This window comes from Mesorhizobium sp. CA12 (assembly GCF_020165255.1).
Lineage (GTDB): Bacteria > Pseudomonadota > Alphaproteobacteria > Rhizobiales > Rhizobiaceae > Mesorhizobium.
In genome coordinates, this window is sequence record NZ_JAIUHT010000001.1 from 499,650 (window position 1) to 522,721 (window position 23,072).

Annotated in this window: 18 protein-coding genes; 7 read left to right on the forward strand and 11 right to left on the reverse strand. The window is 63.7% G+C overall.

Annotation, left to right across the window (positions count from 1 at the left end; genetic code table 11):
• The first annotated feature begins 102 nt into the window (after positions 1 to 102).
• Positions 103 to 2,115: an acetyl/propionyl/methylcrotonyl-CoA carboxylase subunit alpha gene (locus LB520_RS02370; RefSeq protein WP_224636292.1), complete on the forward strand. Its 2,013-nt coding sequence runs from the start codon at positions 103 to 105 to the stop codon at positions 2,113 to 2,115.
• A gap of 112 nt (positions 2,116 to 2,227) precedes the next feature.
• On the forward strand, positions 2,228 to 5,752 hold the full coding sequence (gene dnaE, locus LB520_RS02375) for a DNA polymerase III subunit alpha (RefSeq protein ID WP_224636293.1): 3,525 nt from the start codon (positions 2,228 to 2,230) through the stop codon (positions 5,750 to 5,752).
• Positions 5,753 to 5,898: 146 nt separating this feature from the next.
• Here dnaE and LB520_RS02380 read toward each other — a convergent pair whose 3' ends face one another.
• A complete protein-coding gene (locus tag LB520_RS02380; RefSeq protein ID WP_224543741.1) occupies positions 5,899 to 6,786 on the reverse strand; it encodes a DMT family transporter in 888 nt (295 codons plus the stop codon).
• Positions 6,787 to 6,963: 177 nt separating this feature from the next.
• On the opposite strand from LB520_RS02380, the gene LB520_RS02385 reads away from it, so the two are divergent.
• Positions 6,964 to 7,467: a hypothetical protein gene (locus tag LB520_RS02385; protein WP_095765098.1), complete on the forward strand. Its 504-nt coding sequence runs from the start codon at positions 6,964 to 6,966 to the stop codon at positions 7,465 to 7,467.
• Positions 7,468 to 7,471: 4 nt separating this feature from the next.
• Here LB520_RS02385 and LB520_RS02390 read toward each other — a convergent pair whose 3' ends face one another.
• Positions 7,472 to 8,800, reverse strand: a complete 1,329-nt coding sequence (locus tag LB520_RS02390; RefSeq protein WP_224636294.1) for a DNA polymerase IV — start codon at positions 8,798 to 8,800, stop codon at positions 7,472 to 7,474.
• Between the two features lie 65 nt (positions 8,801 to 8,865).
• Between LB520_RS02390 and LB520_RS02395 the strand changes: the two genes are divergently transcribed.
• The gene (locus LB520_RS02395; RefSeq protein ID WP_224602668.1) at positions 8,866 to 9,441 is read left to right on the forward strand and encodes a GNAT family N-acetyltransferase; all 576 of its coding nucleotides are present in this window, start codon (positions 8,866 to 8,868) and stop codon (positions 9,439 to 9,441) included.
• A 149-nt stretch (positions 9,442 to 9,590) separates the two neighbouring features.
• On the forward strand, positions 9,591 to 11,168 hold the full coding sequence (locus LB520_RS02400) for a hypothetical protein (RefSeq protein ID WP_224636295.1): 1,578 nt from the start codon (positions 9,591 to 9,593) through the stop codon (positions 11,166 to 11,168).
• 9 nt (positions 11,169 to 11,177) lie between these two features.
• Here the strand turns inward: LB520_RS02400 and LB520_RS02405 are convergent, their stop codons facing one another.
• Positions 11,178 to 11,831, reverse strand: coding sequence for a hypothetical protein (locus tag LB520_RS02405; protein ID WP_224636297.1), 654 nt, complete (start codon positions 11,829 to 11,831; stop codon positions 11,178 to 11,180).
• Positions 11,828 to 12,127: a DUF3572 domain-containing protein gene (locus tag LB520_RS02410; RefSeq protein WP_224543752.1), complete on the reverse strand. Its 300-nt coding sequence runs from the start codon at positions 12,125 to 12,127 to the stop codon at positions 11,828 to 11,830. Before LB520_RS02410 ends, LB520_RS02405 begins: the two co-directional genes overlap by 4 nt.
• Positions 12,128 to 12,367: 240 nt before the next feature.
• On the opposite strand from LB520_RS02410, the gene LB520_RS02415 reads away from it, so the two are divergent.
• Both LB520_RS02415 and LB520_RS02420 read left to right on the forward strand, forming a co-directional pair.
• The gene (locus LB520_RS02415) at positions 12,368 to 12,739 is read left to right on the forward strand and encodes a response regulator (RefSeq protein ID WP_027166515.1); all 372 of its coding nucleotides are present in this window, start codon (positions 12,368 to 12,370) and stop codon (positions 12,737 to 12,739) included.
• A gap of 31 nt (positions 12,740 to 12,770) precedes the next feature.
• Complete coding sequence (locus LB520_RS02420; RefSeq protein WP_224636298.1) at positions 12,771 to 14,144, forward strand: PleD family two-component system response regulator; 1,374 nt, start codon at positions 12,771 to 12,773, stop codon at positions 14,142 to 14,144.
• 440 nt (positions 14,145 to 14,584) lie between these two features.
• Here the strand turns inward: LB520_RS02420 and rpmG are convergent, their stop codons facing one another.
• From rpmG to topA, 7 genes are all read right to left on the reverse strand, one after another.
• A complete protein-coding gene (rpmG, locus tag LB520_RS02425; protein WP_006201775.1) occupies positions 14,585 to 14,752 on the reverse strand; it encodes a 50S ribosomal protein L33 in 168 nt (55 codons plus the stop codon).
• A gap of 155 nt (positions 14,753 to 14,907) precedes the next feature.
• A complete protein-coding gene (locus LB520_RS02430) occupies positions 14,908 to 15,366 on the reverse strand; it encodes a hypothetical protein (RefSeq protein WP_224601585.1) in 459 nt (152 codons plus the stop codon).
• Between the two features lie 238 nt (positions 15,367 to 15,604).
• On the reverse strand, positions 15,605 to 16,780 hold the full coding sequence (locus LB520_RS02435) for an MFS transporter (protein ID WP_095765107.1): 1,176 nt from the start codon (positions 16,778 to 16,780) through the stop codon (positions 15,605 to 15,607).
• A gap of 20 nt (positions 16,781 to 16,800) precedes the next feature.
• On the reverse strand, positions 16,801 to 17,541 hold the full coding sequence (locus LB520_RS02440) for an NUDIX hydrolase (RefSeq protein ID WP_224636299.1): 741 nt from the start codon (positions 17,539 to 17,541) through the stop codon (positions 16,801 to 16,803).
• Between the two features lie 92 nt (positions 17,542 to 17,633).
• On the reverse strand, positions 17,634 to 18,077 hold the full coding sequence (locus LB520_RS02445; RefSeq protein WP_224631849.1) for a DUF983 domain-containing protein: 444 nt from the start codon (positions 18,075 to 18,077) through the stop codon (positions 17,634 to 17,636).
• A complete protein-coding gene (gene rnr, locus LB520_RS02450) occupies positions 18,077 to 20,383 on the reverse strand; it encodes a ribonuclease R (protein ID WP_224636300.1) in 2,307 nt (768 codons plus the stop codon). Before rnr ends, LB520_RS02445 begins: the two co-directional genes overlap by 1 nt.
• Positions 20,384 to 20,389: 6 nt before the next feature.
• A complete protein-coding gene (gene topA / locus LB520_RS02455; protein WP_224636301.1) occupies positions 20,390 to 22,957 on the reverse strand; it encodes a type I DNA topoisomerase in 2,568 nt (855 codons plus the stop codon).
• Positions 22,958 to 23,072: the final 115 nt, after the last annotated feature.

The window sequence follows — 23,072 nt, forward strand, 5'->3', positions numbered from 1 at the left end:
GTTCCTGCAATCGGTGCCAGCCGTGGGAGCCGGCCGTGGGCTCTTGAGGCGCACCGGAATTGTCCATAGAACTGGACCGCTTCGCCGGAGGACGACATCCGAATGTTCAAGAAGATCCTGATCGCCAATCGCGGCGAGATCGCCTGCCGCGTGATCAAGACGGCGCGCAATATGGGCATTGCCACCGTTGCGGTCTATTCGGATGCCGATCGCGATGCCATGCATGTCGAAATGGCCGACGAAGCGGTGCATATCGGGCCTCCGCCGGCGGCACAGAGCTATCTGCTGCCAGAGAAGATCATCGCCGCCTGCAAGGAAACCGGCGCGCAAGCCGTGCATCCGGGCTATGGTTTCCTCTCGGAGCGCGCCTCTTTCTGCGAGGCGCTGGAGAAGGAAGGCATCGTCTTCATCGGGCCGAAGCCCAAGGCCATCAAGGCGATGGGCGACAAGATCGAATCGAAGAAGTTTGCCAGCCAGGCCAAGGTCTCGACCGTGCCCGGGTGGCTGGGCGTCATCGAAGACGCCGACCATGCCGTAAGGATCGCCGGCGAGATCGGCTATCCGGTCATGATCAAGGCCTCGGCCGGCGGCGGCGGCAAGGGCATGCGCATCGCCTGGAGCAAATCGGAGGTGCGCGACGGCTTCGAGCGGGCGCGCTCGGAAGCGAAAAGCTCCTTCGGCGACGACCGCGTCTTCATTGAGAAGTTCGTTGTTGATCCCCGCCATATCGAAATCCAGGTGCTGGCCGACGCGCATGGCACGGCAGTTTATCTCGGCGAGCGCGAATGCTCGATCCAGCGCCGCAACCAGAAAGTGGTGGAGGAAGCGCCGTCGCCGTTCCTCGATGCCAAGACCAGAAAGGCGATGGGCGAGCAGGCGGTGGCCCTGGCCAAGGCCGTCGACTACCAGAGCGCCGGCACCGTCGAGTTCATCGTCGACAAGGACAAGAATTTCTATTTCCTTGAAATGAATACGCGATTGCAGGTCGAGCACCCGGTGACCGAGCTGGTCACCGGCATCGACCTGGTCGAACAGATGATCCGCGTTGCCGCCGGCGAGAAGCTCGGCATCAAGCAGAGCGACGTGAAGCTCAACGGCTGGGCGGTGGAGAGCCGCCTTTACGCGGAGGATCCCTTCCGCAACTTCCTGCCGTCGATCGGCCGGCTAACGCGCTATCGACCGCCGGAGGAGGGTACGTTCGGCGGCACCGTCATCCGCAACGACACCGGCGTCACCGAAGGCTCGGAAATCTCGATGTTCTATGACCCGATGGTGGCCAAGCTCTGCACCTGGGCGCCGACAAGGCTGGAAGCCATCGACGCCATGTCAGAGGCGTTGGACAGGTTCATCGTCGACGGCATCGAGCATAACATACCGTTCCTTTCGGCGCTGATGCAGCACCCGCGCTGGCGCGAGGGGCGTCTGTCGACCGGTTTTATCGCCGAGGAATATCCTAACGGTTTTGCGCCGGTCGGGCCGGATGGCGAGGAGAGGGCGGTATTCGCCGCCGTCGCAACGGCGATCGAGCTGCTGCGCCGCGACCGGCTCGACCGCCTCAGCGGCCGGCTGGCACCGCATTCCGGACATCTCAAGCGCGACTGGGTAGTGAAGATCGGCGCGGACTATCTCCCGGTCGAGGTCGTCGACGGCATGATTTCCATCCCGATGGAGGTCGATTTGTCGATCGACGGCGGCAAGCCGCTGACCGTCGCCTCGGACTGGCGGCCGGGCGACGCGATCTGGCAGGGCACGATCGGCGCCGACAAGGTCGCGGCGCAGATCCGTCCGACGCTGAATGGTTTGCGCATCGCCTGGAAAGGCATGTCCGTGACGGCGCGCGCCATGCTGCCGCGCATCGCGGAGCTCGAAAGGCTGATGCCGGAGAAGCTGCCGCCCGACACCTCGAAAATGCTGCTTTGCCCGATGCCTGGTCTCGTCGTCTCGATCGCCGTGGCCGAGGGCCAGGAGGTCAAGGCCGGCGAGACTCTGGCCGTGGTCGAGGCGATGAAGATGGAAAACGTGCTGCGCGCCGAACGCGACCTAACGATAGCAAAACTCAACGCCAAGCCCGGCGACAGCCTGGCGGTCGATGCGGTGATCATGGAGTTTGCCTGAGAAGGGGCGGTGCGGGACCGCCTGTGGTCTGCGGTCGATTGTGCTGGACTGGCATGGCCCCGTCCGGGACAATACATCTGCACCGATGAGTCTTGGCACAGCGTGAAAAAACATGGCGGATGAACGACTTCCACGCGATCCTTTGCAGCGCGAAGCGGCAGTGAAGGCCAGCCGGCCCGAAACGCCGGCGCGTAGGTTCATCCATCTGCGCGTGCATTCGGCCTATTCGCTGCTCGAAGGCGCGCTTCAGCTTGGCGCGATCGTCGGCCATGCGGTCAAGGACGAGGCGCCGGCGATCGCGGTCACCGACACCAACAATCTGTTCGGCGCGCTGGAATTCGCCCAGAAGGCGGTCAAGGACGGCATCCAGCCGATCATCGGCTGCCAGATCGATCTGGCCTTTTCCGGGGAAGCGAGCGACGGCCAGCGCGACCGCCGCCGCCATGGGCCGGAGATGTCGCCGGTCGTGCTGATCGCCGCCAGTGAGGACGGCTACAGCAATCTCGTGCGGCTGATCAGCAAGGTCTATCTGGAGACGCCGCCAGGCGAGCCGGTGCATCTGACCAGCGCTATGCTGGAAGATCGGTGCGACGGGCTGATCTGTCTGACCGGTGGGCCGCGCGGTCCGATCGGCAGTGCGCTCAAAGCGGACCGGCGCGATCTCGCCGAACAGCGGTTGCTGTTCCTCAAAGGCCTGTTCGGCGACAGGCTTTATGTCGAGCTGGAGCGGGTCGCCGGCTACGATCGCATGGTCGAGAAATCGACCGTCGACCTTGCCTATACGCATGACCTGCCGCTGGTCGCCACCAACGAGGCCTTCTTCTCCAAACGCGAGGATTACGAGGCGCATGACGCGCTGATTGCGATTGCCGAAGGCTCGGTGGTTGCCGCCGACAACCGCCGGCGGCTTTCGCCTGACAATTTCCTGCGCGGCCAGGCCGAGATGGCGCGCCTCTTTTCCGACTTGCCCGAAGCGATCGACAACACGGTCGAGATCGCGATGCGCTGCTCCTACTATCCGAAGACCCGCAGCCCGATCCTGCCGCGCTTCACCGGCGCCGACGCTGCCGACAAGGACGCAGCCGAGAAGGCGGAGGCGGCCGAGCTTGCCCGGCAGGCGCGCGAAGGCCTGGAGGCGCGGCTGGCCGCGCACGGGCCGACGCCGGGCTACACGGTGGAGCAATATCGCGAGCGGCTCGAATTCGAGCTCGGCATCATCGAGAAGATGAAGTTCCCGGGCTACTTCCTGATCGTTGCCGACTTCATCAAATGGGCGAAGGCGCAAGGCATTCCCGTCGGGCCGGGGCGCGGTTCGGGCGCCGGCTCGCTGGTCGCCTATTCGACCACCATCACCGACATCGACCCGCTGCGTTTTTCGTTGCTGTTCGAGCGCTTCCTCAATCCGGACCGGGTGTCGATGCCGGACTTCGACATCGACTTTTGCCAGGACCGGCGCGAGGAAGTCATCCGCTACGTCCAGCAGAAATACGGCCGCGATCAGGTCGGGCAGATCATCACCTTCGGAACGCTGCAGGCGCGCGCGGTGCTGCGCGATGTCGGCCGCGTGCTGCAGATGCCTTACGGTCAGGTCGACAAGCTCTCCAAGATGGTGCCGCAGAACCCGGCCAATCCGGTCAAGCTGGCGGACGCCATCGCCAACGAGCCGCGCTTCGCTGAGGAGGCGGAGAAGGAGCCGATCGTGCAGACGCTGCTCGACACGGCGCAGAAGCTCGAAGGACTCTATCGCCATGCTTCGACGCATGCCGCGGGCATTGTCATCGGCGACCGTCCGTTGTCCGAGCTGGTGCCGATGTACCGCGATCCGCGCTCGGACATGCCGGTCACCCAGTTCAACATGAAATATGTCGAGCAGGCGGGGCTGGTGAAGTTCGACTTCCTCGGCCTGAAGACGCTGACGGTGCTGGAAACGGCAGTGAAGCTGATACGGCGGCGCGGCGTCGACATCGATCTCGCCAAGATACCGCTCGACGATCCCGACACCTACGCGATGCTGTCGCGCGGCGAGGTGGTCGGCGTGTTCCAGGTTGAAAGTGCCGGCATGCGCAAGGCGCTGATCGGCATGCGGCCGGACTGCATCGAGGACATCATCGCGCTGGTGGCGCTCTATCGCCCCGGCCCGATGGAGAATATCCCGACCTACAATGCCAGAAAGCATGGCGAGGAGGAGATGGCCTCGATCCATCCCAAGATCGACCATCTGGTGAAGGAGACCCAAGGCGTCATCGTCTACCAGGAACAGGTGATGCAGATCGCGCAGGAGCTTTCCGGCTATTCGCTCGGCGAAGCCGACCTTCTGCGCCGCGCCATGGGCAAGAAGATCCGCGCCGAGATGGACAAGCAGCGAGAGCGCTTCGTCACGGGCGCAGTCGAGCGCGGCGTCTCAAAGCCGCAGGCCGATTTCATCTTCGACCTCCTGGCCAAGTTCGCCGACTACGGCTTCAACAAGTCGCACGCCGCGGCCTATGCGGTCGTTTCCTACCAGACCGCCTATCTCAAGGCGCATTACCCGGTCGAGTTCCTTGCGGCGTCGATGACGCTGGACATGAGCAATACCGACAAGCTGGCCGATTTCCGCCAGGACGCCATGCGCCTCGGCATCGAGGTGGTGCCGCCGTCAGTGATGTCGAGTTTCCGTCCCTTCGAGGTCGGCGAGAACAAGATCTTCTATTCGCTGGCGGCGCTGAAAGGCGTCGGCGACGCGGCGGTCGAGCACATCGTCGAGAAACGCGGCGAGAAGCCGTTCAAGAACCTTGCCGATTTCTGCGAGCGGGTCGATCCCAAGATCGTCGGCAAGCGCGTCTTCGAAAGCCTAATCATGGCGGGCGCGCTCGATTGCTTCGGCCATGACCGCGCGCAGATGATGGCCGGCGTCGAGCGGATGATGGGCTTGGCCTCGCTGGCACAGCAAAACGCCATCTCCGGCCAGGCCGACATTTTCGGCGCTTCGCTTGGGAGCCAGTCGCAGGCTCTCAACCTGCCGGCGACCGATCCGTGGCTTGCTGCCGACAAGCTGCACCGTGAATTCCAGATCGTCGGCTTCTATCTTTCGGCGCATCCGCTCGATGAGTACAAGTCCGCGCTGCAGAAGATGCGGGTGCAGAACTGGGCGGAATTCTCGGCTGCGGTCAAACGCGGCGCCGCCGCCGGGCGTCTTGCCGGCACGGTCACCTCCAAGCAGGAGCGCAAGACCCGCACGGGTAACAAGATGGGCGTGGTGCAGTTTTCCGACACGACGGGACAGTATGAGGCCGTACTGTTTTCCGAAGGCCTGGCGCAGTATCGCGACATGCTGGAGCCCGGCAGTTCGGTGGTGATTATGGTTGCAGCCGAAGACAGGCCTGAGGGCGTGAACCTGCGCATCAACTCGGTGCAATCACTGGACGATGAAGCCAGCCGCATCCAGAAAGCGCTGCGCATATTTGTCAGGGATGATGGACCATCGTCGATCATTCAATCGCAGCTCAAACAGCGTGGCGACAGTCAAGTCAGCATCATCGTTCTCAAGGGAGAGGCGCAGGGCGAGATTGAGATCGGCCTGGGTAATTATCGCGTCTCGCCGCAGATCGCCTCCGCCATGCGCGCGGTGCAGGGCGTGGTGGACGTGGAGCTGGTCTAGGTTGTGTTGATATTCAGGTGATGCCAGCCTGCAAATGCTGGTTTTCTGCGCTTCCGGTGCTCACGGACCCGAATGTCCGCTCCGCTCCGGTTCTCGAAAGCCACCATTTTCGGCTTGGCCTGACCTGAATCTCAACACACCCGAGCTCAGGGCGTTGCCGCCTCCGCCTCTGCCACCCGCGGCGTCTTCTTCTGCAGGTTGAGCAAATTGCCGGCGAGAATCAGAGCCGCGCCACCGGCGGTGAAGACGTCGATCTGCTCATGGTAGAGCAGCCAGCCGACCAGCGCCGTCAGCGGCACGCGCAGGAAGTCCATCGGCGAGATGATCGTGGCATCAGCATGGACCAGCGCACGGGCCAGGCAGAAATGCGACGACATGCCGGTGAAGGCGATGACGAAGATCCATGGCCAGAGCCCTGGCGAAGGGTTGTGCCAGCTGTAGAGAGCCGGGATCAGGCCAACCGCCGACTGGATGATCAGCATCCAGAAGATGATGCGCACCACGCTTTCGGTTTTGGTCATCGACTTGACCAGCACCATCGAGATGCCGAAGCAGACCGCGGCGCCTAAGACGACGAGGTGGCCGGGATCCATCGAGCCGGCGCTGGGGCGCACGATGACGACCACGCCGATCAGGCCAAGCACGATCGCCGTGAGTTTCGACCGGGACAGTCTTTCCCCCAGAAAGCTGACCGCCAGGATCGCCGTCCAGATCGGCGTGGTGAACTCGATCGAGATCAGCACGGCGAGCGGAATGAGCGTCAGCGCGTAGAGCCAGGCGGCCTGGCCGGTATAGTGGATCATGTTGCGGGCAACATGGGCGAACGGGCGCTCACTGCGCATCGCGGCAAAACCGCCGCTCATCATCACCAGCGGCAAAAGGATGAAGAAACCGATCACCGAGCGCAGCTCCAGCACCTGGAAGACGTTGAGCTCGGCCGTCGTCTCGCGGCCGGCAACCGACATCGCAAGCATCGAGGCGATTGACAGAGCCATCCAGAACGCGGCTTTTGGGATCGAGGGAGCGGACGCCATTTGGGGCCCTATGTCGCAAGCCCGGACCCGGGCCGCAACCGTTAGTGGCGTCATTCCACTGGGCCAGCGGAGCGAGCGTCAAAACCGTCATCGTCGCAGCGGAACCTGGCGCCTGGGCATCCGTTAAGTCCACGCCTTCCGTCGGAGGGCGCATGATCGCGAGAGGGAAACGTCTTGATGAAATCCACCGCCGCTTTGCTGGCCGCCGCCTGTCTTTTCTGCGCGACGGGCGCGCATGCCGACGAGGCGGCCTTCCTGCGATCGCTGCAGGGGAAGTTCGCCGGCAAGGGGACGGTCAGGATCAGAACGAACACGCCGGTGATGAATATCAACTGCAACTTCACTTCGGACGCGACGGCGGACTCGCTCTCGCTTGACGGCACCTGTCGTGCGTTGTTGATCATGTCGCGGGAAATCCGCGCCGACCTGAAGGTCGACGGGGCGAGCTACACTGGCACTTACATAGGTTCGCGCAGCGGACCTGCCGGGCTCAGCGGAAGCCGCAAGGGCGACGCAATCAACCTCGACATCCACTGGGCGAAAGTCGTCAATGGCGACCGCAATGCGGAGCTGACCGTAGAAAAGATCGGGCCGGACAATATGCGCATGACGGTGACCGACATGGATCCGGCAACCGGCAAGATGGTGGTGACGAGCCGGATCGACCTCAAGCGGACCTGACCCTTCAATCTTCCAGCGGCTCGGGCGGATTGGCGGCGCGGCCCTTGCCGAATGTATAGCCGGTCTCGACGGCTTTCCTGCCGAACTTGTCGCGCAGCGTGTCCATCGCGCCTTCGGCAAGCGCGCGCTTGCGCGACTGCACGTCGACCAGATCCGGCGGATCGGCCTTTTGGTCGTCGGAGAGGTCGCTGACGCCGATTCCGAGCAGGCGGAATTTTGTGCCGTCGGCCTCGCGGCGCAGCAGGTCGAGCCCGGTCTGGAAAATGCGGTCGGCCAGGCGCGTCGGGTCGCCGAGCTGGCGATTGCGGGTCCGTATCTTGAAATCCTGCGTCTTCAGCTTCAGCACCACGGTGCGGCCGGCGATGCCGGATCTCTTCAGCCGGGCCGAGACCTTTTCCGACAGCCCGCGCAGCACCGGCACCAGCTCCGCCAGGGCTCCGATGTCGTTGTCGAAGGTGGTTTCGGCCGAGACGCTCTTGGCATCACCGTCCGGATCGACCAGGCGGTCGTCCTCGCCTCGCGAGAGGCGGTAGAGCCGGTCGCCCATCACGCCATAGCGGCGCATCAGGTCGCCGCGCTCCATGCGCTGCAGCTGCCCGATCATGCGGATGCCGTCGCGCTCCAGCGTCGCGGCCAGCGCCTTGCCGACACCCCAGATCATCGTCACCGGCTGCGCGGCGAGGAAGCTTGGCGCCTCGGCTTCGCCGATCACGGAAAAGCCGCGCGGCTTGCGGAAGTCCGAGGCAATTTTCGCCAGGAACTTGCAGTAGGAGAGGCCGGCCGAAACGGTGATGCCGAGCTCCTTTTCCACCGTCTGCGCAAAGCGCCCAAGCACCAGCGCCGGCGGCATGCCGTGCAGCCGCTCGGTGCCGGCGAGGTCGAGAAAGGCCTCGTCGATCGACAGCGGCTCGACCTGCGGCGTCAGCGCCTGCATCAACGCGCGCACCTGGCGGCCGACACCGACATATTTTTCCATGTCGGGCGGGATCACCACCGCTTCGGGGCACAGTTCGAGCGCCTTGAACATCGGCATGGCCGAGCGGACGCCCTGGATGCGGGCGATATAGCAGGCGGTGGAAACGACGCCGCGCCGGCCGCCGCCGATGATGACAGGCCTGTCCTTCAGCGCGGGATTGTCACGCTTCTCGACCGCCGCGTAGAAGGCGTCGCAATCGATATGGGCGATCCGCAGCCGGTAGAGCTCGGCGTGACGGACAAGGCGCGGGCTGCCGCAGCGATCGCAGCGACGCGTCTCGCCGCGCTGGAGCGCCAGGCAGTCACGGCAAAAACCGTGTTCGGGATTGTTGACAGGAGCCGCCATCGCTGCGAACATAAAGAGAACAAACGCAATGGTACGACAGCGCAGGGCCGGCAACAAGCTTGGCTTGGGGAGAACGCATGAGCACGACCATCGCACCGCTGACTCCTGAGCACTGGCCTGATTTCGAGGACCTGTTCGGCAAGCAGGGTGCCTGCTACGGCTGCTGGTGCACGCATTTCCGGTTGTCGCCGGCGGAGCGCCGCGCCAGCGACAAGGAGCGGAACAAGGATCTCATCAAGGCGCGAATCGAGACGGGCCCGCCGCCGGGGCTCTTGGCGCTCGAGGACGGCAAGGCCGTCGGCTGGATGCAGGTCGGCCCGCGCGCCGACATCCCCGAGTGGAACAATCAGGGCAGGGGCTCGGCCCCGGTCGATCCCGCCGATGCCGGCGACCCGGCCGTCTGGGCGATCTCCTGCTTCTTCATCCGCCCCAGGGCGAGGGGGCGGGGCATCACGCATCGCCTTGTCGAGGGCGGCATCGCTTTCGCCCGCGAGAATAAAGCGAGGCTGCTGGAGGCCTGCCCGATCGATCTGTCGCGCGATTCGCGCTCGATCGGGCTTTTCGTAGGCTCGTCGCGGGTGTTCGAGAAGGCCGGCTTCGAGAGGCTGGTGGAGCGCAAGCCCGGCCGGCCGCTGATGCGCCTTGTGCTTTAGGTACTGATGCGCCTTGTGCTTTGGGCGCTGATGCGCCTGGCGCTTTAGCCGAATGAGCTTTTGGCCTACAGTCGGCGTCTTGCGGCTGTTACGCTTCTTGCCTACCAGAAGCATGAATATTTCGTCTTCCGAAATCACGGAGAACTGACGTGAAGCGTATTTTGCCATTTGCCTTTGCCCTCGCGCTCAGCGCGCCGGCTTTTGCCCAGACCGTCGACAATCAAGGCGCCAAAGATCTTTCCGACAATCTGGCGCGCTATTTCGGCAAGCAGGCGTTCGACAAGGGCGTGCTCAAGGTTTCGGTCGAGGGCGACGCCTACAAGATTGCGCTTGACGTCAAGGCGCTCGTCAATGCGTTGCCGGAACAGAAGCTCCTGAAATTCGACATGGCGCCATACGCGCTGATGGTGAAGCCGCGCAGCGACGGATCCTGGGACGTCTCGTCGAATTTCTCGCAAGGCGCATCCTTCGAGTTCGAAGGACCGGAAGGCCGTCAGAGCATGGAGTTCACGATCAAGGAGGGCAAGCTGACCAGCATCTACGATCCGGCCCTCGCCGCCTTCACCAGCGCGACCAGCTCATTGGCCGGAATGACCATGACGTCGCGGCAAGCCAAGCAGCAGGCAGATATCTCGACTGGCGCCGGCACCGCCACCGTTACCGCGACCAAATCCGCCAATGGCGGCGTCGACTTCACGGCCACGCAGAAAGTCTCGGACTTCGTCGAGATGATCAAGGTCGATGATCCCGAAAAAGGATTGAACTTCCCGGTCACGCTGAAAACACCGGAACTTTCGGTGGACGCAAACGGCAAGGGCGTGCGGACGAAGCCGCTGCTCGACCTGCTTGCCTTTGCCGTGGCCAATGAGGATGAAGCCAAGCTCAAGGCCAACCAGGCTGAGCTCAAATCGTTGATGCTGGCCGCGCTGCCCATCTGGGAAAGGATCGACGGCAATTACGGCTTCAAGAATTTCGAGGTCGACAGCCCTGTCGGTAAGTTCGGTGCCACGCAATTCAGCACCGCATTCGGCATGGACGGCATCTCCCAGAACGGCAAGGTCGATTACGCGATCAAGGCCGCCGGTCTGACGATCCCGCATCAGACCCTGCCGGAATGGACCGCCCCATTGCTGCCCACCGACATCGACCTGCATTTCGGCGGCGCCAATATCGATCTCGATACGATGGCGAAAAAGGCGATCGAAGGCTTTGATCTCAATAAGAATCCGCCGCTGTCGGACGAATTCGGCAAAGCTTTGGTCGCCGATTTCAAGGCCAAGAATCCGAAGGTCGTGATCGGGCACAGCACGGTGAAGAACGGCGCCATCGAAGTCGCGCTGGAAGGCGAGATGACCTTTCCCGGCGAGAAACCCGATGCGAGCGTGACCGTCGATGTCGCCGGCTATGACAAGATCGTCGATGCCTTGAAGGAAGCCGCCAAAAGCGATGAGCAGATGGCGCAGGCCTTCCCCTTTGCCCTGGCCGTCAAAGGCTTTGGCAAGACGCTGCCGGATGGCCGGCTGGAGTGGACGATCAACACCAAGGCCGATGGATCAGTCACGGTCAACGGCGCGATGCTGAAGGGACCGGACGCCGCCCAGGACGACAGCGCCGGTCAGGATGACAACTCAGGCGATGACGGCGCGGACGGAACGGATGATTCCACCGGCGGAGACGATTCGGACGGCGGCGACAATGGTGGGGCCGGAGCGAAGCTGAAGCCCTGAGTGCTTGAGTTAAAGCCCGAGCGCGGCCGCGATCTTTGGCGTCGCATCGCACCAGTCGTCGACCGAGATAATGTCTTCCGGCGTCGGTGGCAGGAAGGCGCGCAGCGAGTTGTCAGCCATCAAATGGAAGAGATGGGCATCCGCCACGGAGTTGCGCGCCGAAACCAGGTTGGAAGGCTGGTCGTCGACGAAGGCGACAGGCCGGCCCCCGACGCCGCGCAGTTTCGCGATGGCGGGTCCCTTGGCCATTTCCGTCGTCAGCAGCGGGTAATTGAGCCCCAGCGCATCGAGATGCGCACGGCGCACGGCGCGGTGCTTGTGCGGCATGGCAGTCAGCAGGACGATCTCGGCGCTTCGGCCGAGCATCGCCAGCGCGTCCGCCGCACCCTCTGCGATGCTTTGCCAGTCCGCCTGGGCGTCGAAGAAATCGCCGAGCAGCGCCGTCACTTCCGGCTGCTCGATCAGCCGCCCGCTCGCCGTCTCGGCGATGTTGCCGGTGAGGCGGAAGGAAGCCAGCGTCAGCCCGAAGCCGCGCGACTTCAGGAAATGCGGGAAGGGCCGGACGAATTCGAGCACGACATCGTCGACGTCGAGCACCAGCAGCGGCCGGTCATCCGCGGCAAGCTCTTCGATCTGCCGCGCCGTCTCGGGATCGTCGCTCATGTCGAGCGCTCGTGATCGTCGTCGCCGAGCGGAAGGGCGCGCAATGCCTTGCCGACGGCGGCTGGCGGCGTGCCGGTTTCCTCGGCGAAGCGCAGAAGCGTCGGCTCGTGTGCCAGGATGAATTGCAGAACGCCGGCAAGGAAGCCCGGCTCAGCTGCGGCCCTGCGGATCGAGTTCGCCTCGATGCCCGTGATCGCCAGAAAGCGGGGCAGAAGCTCCGGGTCGGCGGCGACGAAGGCCAGGGCCTTGACGGCAATGGTTTCCGCTTCCTCGCGCATTGACGCTGCGTTCGCCATCGTTACCTTTGCAATGGTGGATTTTTTCGAGTCTCCTTCCGCAGTAACGGCAAGCGTCGCTTGCGGCAAGCCTCCGCTCTTTCCCATGCAACGTCCGAAGGTGGAATTGGTGCAGCTTTCCAACCTCCGGTTTCCGTTTCGTCAATCATATTGGGCTAGAGTGGAAATGGGTTGGGTGCGGTCCGAAGGGGACGCATTGCGACGGCCTTCGGCTTCGAGGGCGGTCGGGACGGGAAACTGATGGCTAAGAAGGTGATGATCGTCGAGGACAATGAGCTTAACATGAAGCTCTTTCGGGACCTCATCGAAGCCAGCGGTTACGAAACGGTTCGCACGCGCAATGGCCTGGAGGCGCTCGACCTCGCGCGCCAGCACCGGCCGGACCTCATCCTGATGGACATCCAGCTTCCGGAAGTGTCCGGCCTGGAAGTGACCAAATGGCTGAAGGAAGACGACGAATTGCATTCGATCCCCGTTATCGCCGTCACCGCCTTCGCCATGAAGGGCGACGAGGAGCGCATCCGTCAGGGTGGCTGCGAGGCCTATATTTCCAAGCCGATCTCGGTGCCGCGCTTCATCGAGACGATCAAATCCTATCTGGGCGACGCCTGATGCCCGAGACCAGCAGAACCGGAGTTTTGAGATGACCGCGCGGATCCTCGTCGTCGACGATATCCCCGCCAATGTGCGGCTGCTGGAGGTTCGGCTGCTTGCCGAGTATTTCGAGGTGCTGACGGCCAATAACGGCCCGGATGCGATCGAGACCTGCGAGAACGGCAAGGTCGACGTCGTGCTGCTCGATGTGATGATGCCGGACATGGATGGGTTCGAGGTCTGCAAGCGCCTGAAGAGCGATCCGGCGACCTCGCATATCCCTGTCGTCATGATCACCGCGCTCGACCAGGTGTCGGACCGGGTACGCGGCCTCGAGGCGGGCGCTGACGATTTCCTGACCAAGCCCGTCAACGACCTGCAGTTAATGACACGCGTCAAGAGCCTGGTCAGGCTGAAGTCGCTGACCGACGAACTCAGGCTGCGCGCCTCGACCACGCGCAATATCGGCATCGAGGAACTTCTGAGCCGCGATTTCGCGACCGAAGACTCAAAGCCGCGGGTGCTGCTCATCGACGAGCGCAAAACTTCCGTCGAACGCATCCAGAAGATGCTGCGCAACACCGCCGAGTTCGATGTCGCGACCGACCCGAATGCGGGGTTCTTCCAGGCGGCCGAGACGGCGTATGAATGCGTGCTGATCTCGACCGCCTTCTCCGACTTCGATGCGCTGAGACTCTGCTCGCAGCTGCGTTCGCTCGACCGTACCCGCTTCCTGCCGATCATGCTGCTCGCCGACGAGGGCGAGGAGGGCCGCATCCTGCGTGGCCTGGAACTTGGCATCAATGACTACCTGATCCGGCCGATCGACCAGCATGAGCTGACGGCGCGCCTGCGCACACAGGTGCGGCGCAAGCGCTACAACGATCAGTTGCGCGCCAGCGTCGCCCAGACGATCGAGATGGCGGTGATCGACGGGCTGACCGGGCTGCACAACCGCCGCTACCTCGACAGCCATCTGCAGACACTGTTCGATCGCGCCGTGGCGCGGCGGCGGCCCTTGTCGGTGATGATCACCGATCTCGATCGCTTCAAGTCGATCAACGATACCCATGGCCATGACGGCGGTGACGACGTTCTGCGCGAGTTCGCTCGGCGGCTGCGCAAGAATGTGCGCGGCATCGATCTCGCCTGCCGCTTCGGCGGCGAGGAGTTCGTCGTGGTTATGCCGGACACTGACGGCGCGGTCGCCGAGAAGGTGGCCGAACGCATTCGCGTCGAGATCGCACAGGCAGCTTTTGCCATCGGTGCCGACGGCAAGGCGATCGAGGTCACGGTCAGCGTCGGCGTGTCGTCTCTCCTGAAAGGGACCGACAGCGTCGCCGCGCTGATGAAGCGCGCCGACCTGGCGCTCTATGAGGCCAAAAGCGGCGGCCGCAACAGGGTGGTCGCGAAGGCTGCCTAAAACGCGTCGCGATCTTTCAGACCCCGCACGCGCCTGTCTTTATCCTGAAACCGGTTTCCACTTTCGGGAGACATGCTCGGCATAAAGGCGACGATTCTCCAGCGCTGCAACAGGGTTACGAATTTACCTTAACCCAAGCGATTCGTGAGCGGTGGTTAAGAAATGGTTGATTTTTATGAGGTCTTGCGCAAATCTGCGACGCATAGACAGAAGACGAGGCCGGCGCGAGGGTAGAGTAGCCGGCTCGATCCAAAAATACCCCATGATGCTCAGGTCCGCCGCATCTCCTGGGTCCGTGGGGTCGGCCGGCCGGCGCTGGCACATAGTGGCCTCCTCGTACCGCTGCCAACCGCCGACCGGCCCCCTTTTTGTCGTCCGGTCCTTCCTAAAACAAAAACGCCGCCCAGAGGGCGGCGTTTCGATTTCTCGGGATAGCCAGATTACTTGATCTTGGTTTCCTTGAACTCGACGTGCTTCTTGGCGACCGGATCGTACTTGCGGAACGAGAGCTTGTCCGTCTTGGTACGGCTGTTCTTGCTGGTGACGTAGAAGAACCCGGTGTCGGCGGTCGACAGAAGTTTGATCTTGATGTTTGCGGCTTTGGCCATGATTTTCGTCCGTTAATGTTCGTGGAGTTTTGGCCGCTGAAGCACGGGGAAACACCCGGACGCGGGAAACTTGGCGCGACACATAAAGAACGCGCCCGGAAAGTCAAGCCCGAGCGCCTTCTTCGCTTCATTTCGGCATGGCCCGTGTCCACGTCTCAAGCGTTATGCTCGACCAATTGCCCCGCCTTTTTCCAGTCGCCCGTGGTGTTCCACCAGCGGTTCGGATTGGCGCGGTCGTCAAGACCCTTGGAACGGCTGGCGAGCAGTGGCTGGATGCGGATGACGGGCTCCTGATAGGAATGGGCTTGGAATATCGCCTCGACGACACGAGCGGCGAGCGCCTGGTCGTCGGCGATCTCGAACGACACTTCGACGGTGCCGGGTCGCCGGCGCAGTTCGGTCTCAGCGCCGGCCGCGGCGCCTTCGAGCGGCCGGTAGCGCTCGATGCCTTGCGCCGACTGATAGGCGTTGGCGTCATACTTGCCCATGCGCAGCGGCGTGATCGCCACCACGGCCTCCATGATGCGCTCGACATCGGCGGCCGGCGCCTGGAATGTGACGAGTAGAAGCAGTTCCATCCTGAGGGATCTGGTTTCAAAGCCGCTGTCGACCATCGCAATTCTCCTACCTCGCGTCGGAGGCAGGTTATAGCAGCGGTGCTGCTGACACGGTGATGTCAGGATGGCCGACGCTTCGGCGGCATTTGCCTAGGGTGTGTTGATATTCAGGTGATGCCAGCCTGCAAATGATGGTTTTCTGCGGTTCCGGTGCTCACGGACCCGAATGTCCGCTCCGCTCCGGTTCTCGAAAGCCATCATTTTCGGCTTGGCCTGACCTGAATCTCAACACACCCTAGAGAATCTTGCGCACCAGCCTGACCAGGATCAGAGCCATATAGGCGGCGAAGAAGAAGGCCAGCGACCAGCCGAAGCCGGATGGGCCGAAGGCGTCCATGCCGATGCCGATCGCCTGCGGACCCAGCACCATGCCGACGCCATAGCAAAGCACGAAGGCAGCATTGGCGGATGCCAGTTCATGGCCGGACAGCTGCGAGCCGAGATGGGCAAGGCCGATCGTGTACATGGCGGCGACGACGCCGCCCCAGACGAACAGGAGGGCCGCCATCAGATGCCAGTTCTGTGCGAAGAACGGCATGAAGACCGTGCCGATGAGCCCGACCGTGGCGCAGGCCAGCAGCAGGTAGCGGCGGTCGGAAACGCGGTCGCTGATCATGCCGATCGGGATCTGCAGAAGCACATTGCCGAGCCCGATCATTGTCAGAAGCAGCGCGGCGTCGGCTTCCGAATAGCCGATACGGCTGCCATAGACGGGGAAGAGCGAGAAACCGCCGGTTTCGACGGCGCCGAAAACAAGCACGGCGAAGGTTGCGGTCGGCACCAGCCAGATGTAGCGCAGGAAGTGGCTGGTTTCGCTGTCGGCGACGATGCTCGGGCTCTCGTTGCGGGCCGCAAGCACCGGAATGGCGGCGAGCGTCACCAGCGCTATGGTGACGCCGAACGGCAGGAAGCCCGAACTGCCGAGATGGGCGAACAGCCAGGGTCCGGCGGCAAAGCCGAGTGACAAAACGGTGGCGTAGATGCCAAGCACAAGGCCGCGCCGGTTCGGCGGGGCCGAGGTGCTGATCCAGAATTCCGAAAGGATGAACAGCACCGTCAGCGATATGTGCAGGGCGACGCGGAGCGGAAACCACATCCAGAAATCCGGCGCGAAATGGAAACCGACGAAGGCGAGCGCGCCGATGGCAATCATCAACAGCATGGTCCAGGCGACGCCGAGCCGCATGGCGAGCGGCGTGGCCAAAGGCGCGCCGGCGATCGAGGCGAGGCCGGCGACGGCGGTGTTGAGGCCGATCATCGAAGCCGAATGGCCGCGGCTTTCCAGAATGACGCTGAGCAGCGGCATGCCGAGGCCGATGGCGATGCCGACGACGCTGATCGAGGAGATCGCCGCGACCATCGGCAGCCAGTGTACGCGTTCGTCGCCCTGTTGTTGGGTATCGACCGTCATGAGATCAAAATGCTCTGCTTCTAAAGGACTTCGCGGACGAAGCGGTTGCGGACGAGCCGGAAGAACGGCACGGCGCCCCCCGGCCGCAGCAGTGGATCTTCGGCAAGCCGACTTTCCAGTTCTTCCAGAACCATGCCGGTGATGTCGGGGATGTCGGCATTGCGGGCATCGGCAAGCGGCAGCCAGACGAGTTCTTCGAGTTCGTTCGTCGGACCGCCGCCGGGCAATTCCACGGCAACGTCGTGGCGCCAGGCGCTGAAAAAACGCGTGTCGAAACGGCGCACGCGATTGGGCGGAGTGATGGCGCGGGCGACGAAGCGGAGCGCGTCCAGCGAGGGGATCACGCCGTGTTCGGCGAAACCCTGCCAGTCGCGCTTTGCGGTCGAGAAGGTGCCCTTGCGGCCGATCAGCAGGCCGGCTTCCTCATAGGTCTCGCGAATCGCCGACAGGGCGATTGCGCGGGCCCGCGCCGCGCTGGCACGGCCGGGGCCTGCGGCCAGCTTGCCTTCTTCCTCACCACCCAGAGGGGCAGCGACGGGAACGCGGCTGTCGGCGGGATCGGTGCGGCCGCCGGGGAAGACGAATTTTCCGGGCATGAAGGCGTGCCCGGCATGGCGCCGGCCCATCAGCACCAGAACGTCCTTGCCGCGGCGATCGAGCAAAATGAGGGTCGCGGCATCACGCGGACGCAACGCCCTGCCGCTGCGTACGGGCAGGCCCTTATCGAGCTTGTCGACATCCGCCTTGGTCATTCCTTCCATGCGCTCGACCTAGCGGAAACTTCCTTGATGCGAAAGTGGCTTGCGCGTCGCGGCCTTTGCACCAGGGCCGACCGCGGTGCGGCCTGACTTAATTAATGGCTCTCGAATTCATCCTTCTCGTCGCCGAAGCCGTGCATATAAAGCGCCCATTGCAGGCCGATGACAGCTCCCTTGACCGGCTGCAGCAGTGCGACGGCCAGAATAATGGTCAGCGGAACCCAGATCATCGCGTGCTGCCAGGTCGACAGCGTCGACGCGGCCTCGACGGCCATGAAGCCGCCAACGACGATGTGACCGACGATGACGATGACCAGATAGGCAGGCAGGTCGTCCGCGCGATGGTGGTGCAGCTCCTCGCCGCAGACCTCGCACTTGTCCACGGGCTTCACGAAAGCGCGGAACAGCTTTCCCTTGCCGCAATGCGGGCAGCGGCCGAGTATCCCGCGCTTGATCGCCGTCCACAGGGGACGCGCGACGCGGCCCGAATGATGCTCGCCGCCGAAAACCTGTTCTTGCACTTGAAAGTTACCTGGCATTATCGTCTCCTGCCACGCGGTCCCGAACGCGATTGCGACGCGCGGGCGCGGCCCTTGGCCTTGTGGAACGACCGCCTCGAGCCGGGCAGGGGCTTCGGGTCGGTCAGCATCTCGAAACGCATCGCACCGGCCATTGGCGCGACCTCGACCAGCCGAACTTCGACACGATCGGCAAGCTGATAGCCCTTGCCGGTGCGTTCCCCGAACAGCGATCGGGCGGTTTCGTCGTAGATATAGTAGTCGCCGCCCAGAGTTGACACCGGAATAAAGCCGTCGGCGCCATACTGCGGCAATTGGACAAAGAGTCCCGCCTTGGTGACGCCGGAGATGCGCGCGTCGAACGTGTCGTTGACGCGCTCGGCGAGATAGGCGGCAATCAGCCGGTCGACCGTATCGCGCTCGGCCGCCATGGCGCGACGCTCGGTCGCCGAGATCAGCGCGGCGACCTCTTCCAGCCGGTCCGCCTCCTGCTGCGCCAGGCCGCCGGGCCCGAGGCCAAGCGCCGCGATCAGCCCGCGGTGCACGATCAGATCGGCGTAGCGGCGGATCGGCGAGGTGAAATGGGCGTAGCGCCTGAGGTTGAGGCCGAAATGGCCGATGTTCTTCGGCGAGTACTCCGCCTGGCTCTGCGAGCGCAGCACCACTTCGTTGACCAGCGCCTCGTTGTCGGCGCCGCGCACCCGCTCCAAAATGCCGTTGAACTGGCTCGGCCGCATCTGCGCGCCGCGCGCCAATGACAGGCTGAGCGTTGCCAGGAACTCGCGCAGCGATTCCTGCTTGGCGAGTGACGGCGCGTCATGGATGCGGTAGACGAGCGGCTCTTTCTTGCCCTCCAATGTCTCGGCGGCCGCGACATTGGCCTGGATCATGAATTCCTCGATGAGCTTATGCGCGTCGAGGCGCTCCGGCACGACGACGCGGTCGACCGTGCCGTCAGGCTTCAGCAGGATCTTGCGCTCGGGCAGGTCGAGCTCAAGCGGCTGGCGGGACTGGCGGCCGCGCCTGAGCACGGCGTAGGCGTCCCATAACGGCTTCAAAGCGCTGTCGAGGATCGGCCGTGTCTTGTCGTCGGGCGCGCCGTCGATCGCGGCCTGCGCCTGCGGGTAGGCGAGCTTGGCGGCCGACTTCATCATGACGCGGTGGAAGGAATGCCTGAGTTTGCGGCCTTCCGAGGAGAAGGTCATGCGCACGGCGATTGCCGGCCTGTCTTCCCCCTCGCGCAGCGAGCAGAGATCGTTGGAGATGCGTTCAGGAAGCATCGGCACGACGCGGTCCGGAAAATAGACCGAATTGCCGCGCTTCAGGGCTTCACGGTCGAGCGACGTGCCGTAGCGAACATAGGTTGCGACATCGGCGATCGCCACGGTGATGACAACGCCGCCGGGATTCTTCTCGTCCGTGTCGGGCGTGGCGAAGACCGCGTCGTCATGGTCCTTGGCATCGGCCGGATCGATGGTCACGAGCGGCAGACTGCGCCAGTCCTCGCGGTGATCGAGCGTCGCCGGCTTCACCGCTTCGGCCTCGGCAATCACGTCCGCAGGAAAGACATGGGGAATGTCGTGGGCGTGGATGGCGATCATCGAGACCGCCTTCTCGCTGCTCAGCGAGCCCAGCACCGCCAGCACCTTTGCCCGGGGCAGTCCGTAACGGGATGCCCGCGCCGGCTCCACCTCCACCAGATCGCCATTTCTGGCGCCGTTGTGGAATTCCTTGTCGACGATCAGTTCCGGTTGGCGCCGTTCGACCGGCTCGATGCGGAACGTTCCATCCTTCAGCACGCGGAAGACGCCGAGCACGGCCTCGCTGCGCTTCTCGAAGATCTTCATCACCCGCCCGGTATAGGCAGGGCCTGACGGATCGTCGGTCGGGAAAGTCTTGGCAAGCACGCGGTCGCCAATGCCGGGGACGGGGCCGCCGGCGGCGCGCGAGATTCGGATGGCAATAACGGGGGGCGAGCCGGCGCCGGTATATTCGCTCGGATTCGCCAGAAGCACGCCGTCATCGTCGCGGCCAAAAATGTCGAGCACCGCGACATGAGGCACGGCGCCCGCGCGGGTGAGGCGCTTGCGCTCCTTGTTGAGGAGGCCTTCATCCTGCAGGTCTCGCAACAGGTCTTTCAGCCAGATGCGGTCCTCGCCGCGCAGCGCGAAGGCCTTGGCGATCTCGCGCTTGCCGGAGCGATCGGGATTTTCGGCGATGTAGCGCAGAACCTCGTCACGTGACGGACGATAGTCGTCCTTGACCTTGGCCCTGGTGTCGGCGTTGCGCGGATCGCCGTGGCTTCTTCCGGAGATCCTGCGCGCCACGTCCTGCTACCCCTTCTTCGCTGCCCGGCGGAAGGGCTTTTTGCCGCCTCCGCCCTTGGCTTCCTTCTCGGCAATCAGGGCGAGCGCTTCTTCCATCGTCACCGATTGCGGGTCCTTGCCTTTTGGCAGCGTCGCATTGACCTTGCCGTAGTTGACGTACGGACCATATTTGCCGTCGCGAACGACGATCTTGCCGCCGCCGTCGGGATGATCGCCCAATTCCTTGAGCGCCGCCGGCGTGGCGCCGTTGCGGCCACCCTTGCCCTTCTGCTGCTTCTCGGCGATCACCGAAACGGCGCGGTTCAGGCCGATCGAGAACACGTCCTCGATGCTTTCCAGATTGGCATAGGTGCCGTCATGCAGCACGAACGGGCCGTAGCGTCCGAGGCCAGCCGAGATCATCTTGCCGGTTTCGGGATGTTTTCCCACATCGCGCGGCAGACCCAGCAGCGCCAGCGCCTTCTCGTGGTCGATCGAGTCGGGCGTCCAGCCCTTGGGCAGGCTGGAGCGCTTGGCCTCCTTGCCTTCGCCGCGCTGGATATAGGGGCCGAAACGGCCACTGCGCAGGGTAATTTCCTCGGCGGTGTAAGGATCCTTTCCGAGCAGCTTGACGCCGTCCTCGCCATTGCCGTTCTCGCCATTGGGATTGGCGGCGTCGCCGAGCTGGCGGGTGTAGGAGCATTCGGGATAGTTCGAGCAACCGACGAAGGCGCCGAACTTGCCGAGCTTCAGCGACAGATTGCCGGTGCCGCATTTCGGGCAGATGCGCGGATTGGAACCGTCCTCGCGCTCCGGGAAGACCAGCGGCGCGAGTTCTTCGTTGAGCGCATCGAGCACGTCGGCGACGCGCAGTTCCTTGATGTCGTCGACGGCGCCGGAGAAATCCTTCCAGAAGTCGCGCAGCACGTCCTTCCAGGCGAGCTTGCCGTCGGAAATCTCGTCGAGCTTCTCCTCGAGCGAGGCGGTGAAGTCATATTCGACGTAACGTTCGAAGAAGCTTTCGAGGAAGGCCGAGAGCAGCCTGCCCTTGGCCTGCGGCACGAGCTTGCGACGGTCGATGGTGACGTAGTCGCGGTCCTCGAGCGTCTTCAGGATCGCGGTGTAGGTCGACGGCCGGCCGATGCCGAGCTCTTCCAGCTTCTTGATCAGCGACGCCTCGGAGTAGCGCGGCGGCGGCTCGGTGGTATGCTGGGTGGCGTTGATCGCCTGGCGGGCGAGCTGCTCGCCGGAGCGGATCTCTGGCAGGCGGCGGCTCTCCTCGTCCTCCGCGTCCTCGTCCCTCTGGTCGGTATAGGCGGCGATGAAGCCGTCGAAGCGGATAACCGAACCGACGGCGCGAAGCTCGGCAGCACGAGCGCCGTTGACCGCCTCGATCTCGACCGTGGTGCGTTCGATCTCGGCCGGCTGCATCTGGCTGGCGATGGCGCGCTTCCAGATCAGCTCGTAGAGCCGGGCCTGGTCGGCATCGAGATACTGCCGAACGGAAGCCGGCGTGCGCTTGAAATCGGTCGGGCGGATCGCCTCATGCGCTTCCTGGGCGTTCTTTGCCTTGGTGGTGTAGAAACGCGGCTTCTCCGGCAGGTATTTCGCGCCAAACTCGCTGACTATGGCGCTGCGGGCAGCCTCGATCGCCTCAGGCGCCATCTGCACGCCGTCGGTACGCATATAGGTGATGAGGCCGGCGGTCTCGCCGCCGATGTCCATGCCTTCATAGAGCTTTTGCGCGACCTGCATGGTGCGCGTGGCCGAGAAACCGAGGCCTGACGAGGCGGCCTGCTGCAGCGTCGAGGTGGTGAAGGGCGGGCCGGGATTGCGCTTGGTGGGCTTGGCCTCGACCGACAATGCCTTGAAGGTGGCGCCTTCGAGCATCGCCTTGATGTCGTCGGCCTGAGCCTTGTTGGCGATGTCGAGTTTTTGCAGCTTCTTGCCGGCAAACGCGGTCAGCCGCGCCTCGAAACTGTCGTTGCGCGGCGTGCCGAGGATGGCTGCAATCTGCCAATATTCCTCGCGGATGAAGCGCTCGATCTCGGATTCGCGATCGCAGACCAGGCGCAACGCCACCGACTGCACGCGGCCGGCGGAGCGGGCGCCCGGCAGCTTGCGCCACAGCACCGGCGAAAGCGTGAAGCCGACGAGATAATCGAGCGCGCGGCGGGCCAGATAGGCGTCGACAAGCGGCGCGTCGATCTGGCGCGGATTGGCCATGGCATCCAGCACCGAGGCCTTGGTGATGGCGTTGAAGACGACGCGGCTGACCGGCTTGTCCTTCAGCGCGCGCTTCTGCTTCAGGACTTCGAGCACGTGCCAGGAAATCGCCTCGCCCTCGCGATCCGGGTCGGTGGCGAGGATCAGCCCATCGGCATCCTTCACCGCCTTGGCGATGTCGGCGAGGCGCTTGCCCGATGCGGTGTCGACCGACCAGGACATGGCGAAGTCCTCGTCGGGCCGCACCGAGCCGTCCTTGGCCGGCAGATCGCGGACATGGCCGAACGAGGCCAGAACCTTATAGTTCTTGCCCAAATATTTGTTGATTGTCTTCGCCTTGGCCGGCGATTCGACGACGACGACGTCCATGAGGTCTCTTAATCAGCTGTGAGGTGGCGGAAGAACTCCGCGACGCACGACGAAATCCCACTCTTTTCGTCGCTCACATGGCCGTGCTTTTGCCATCGGTCAAGGGGAAGCGGCC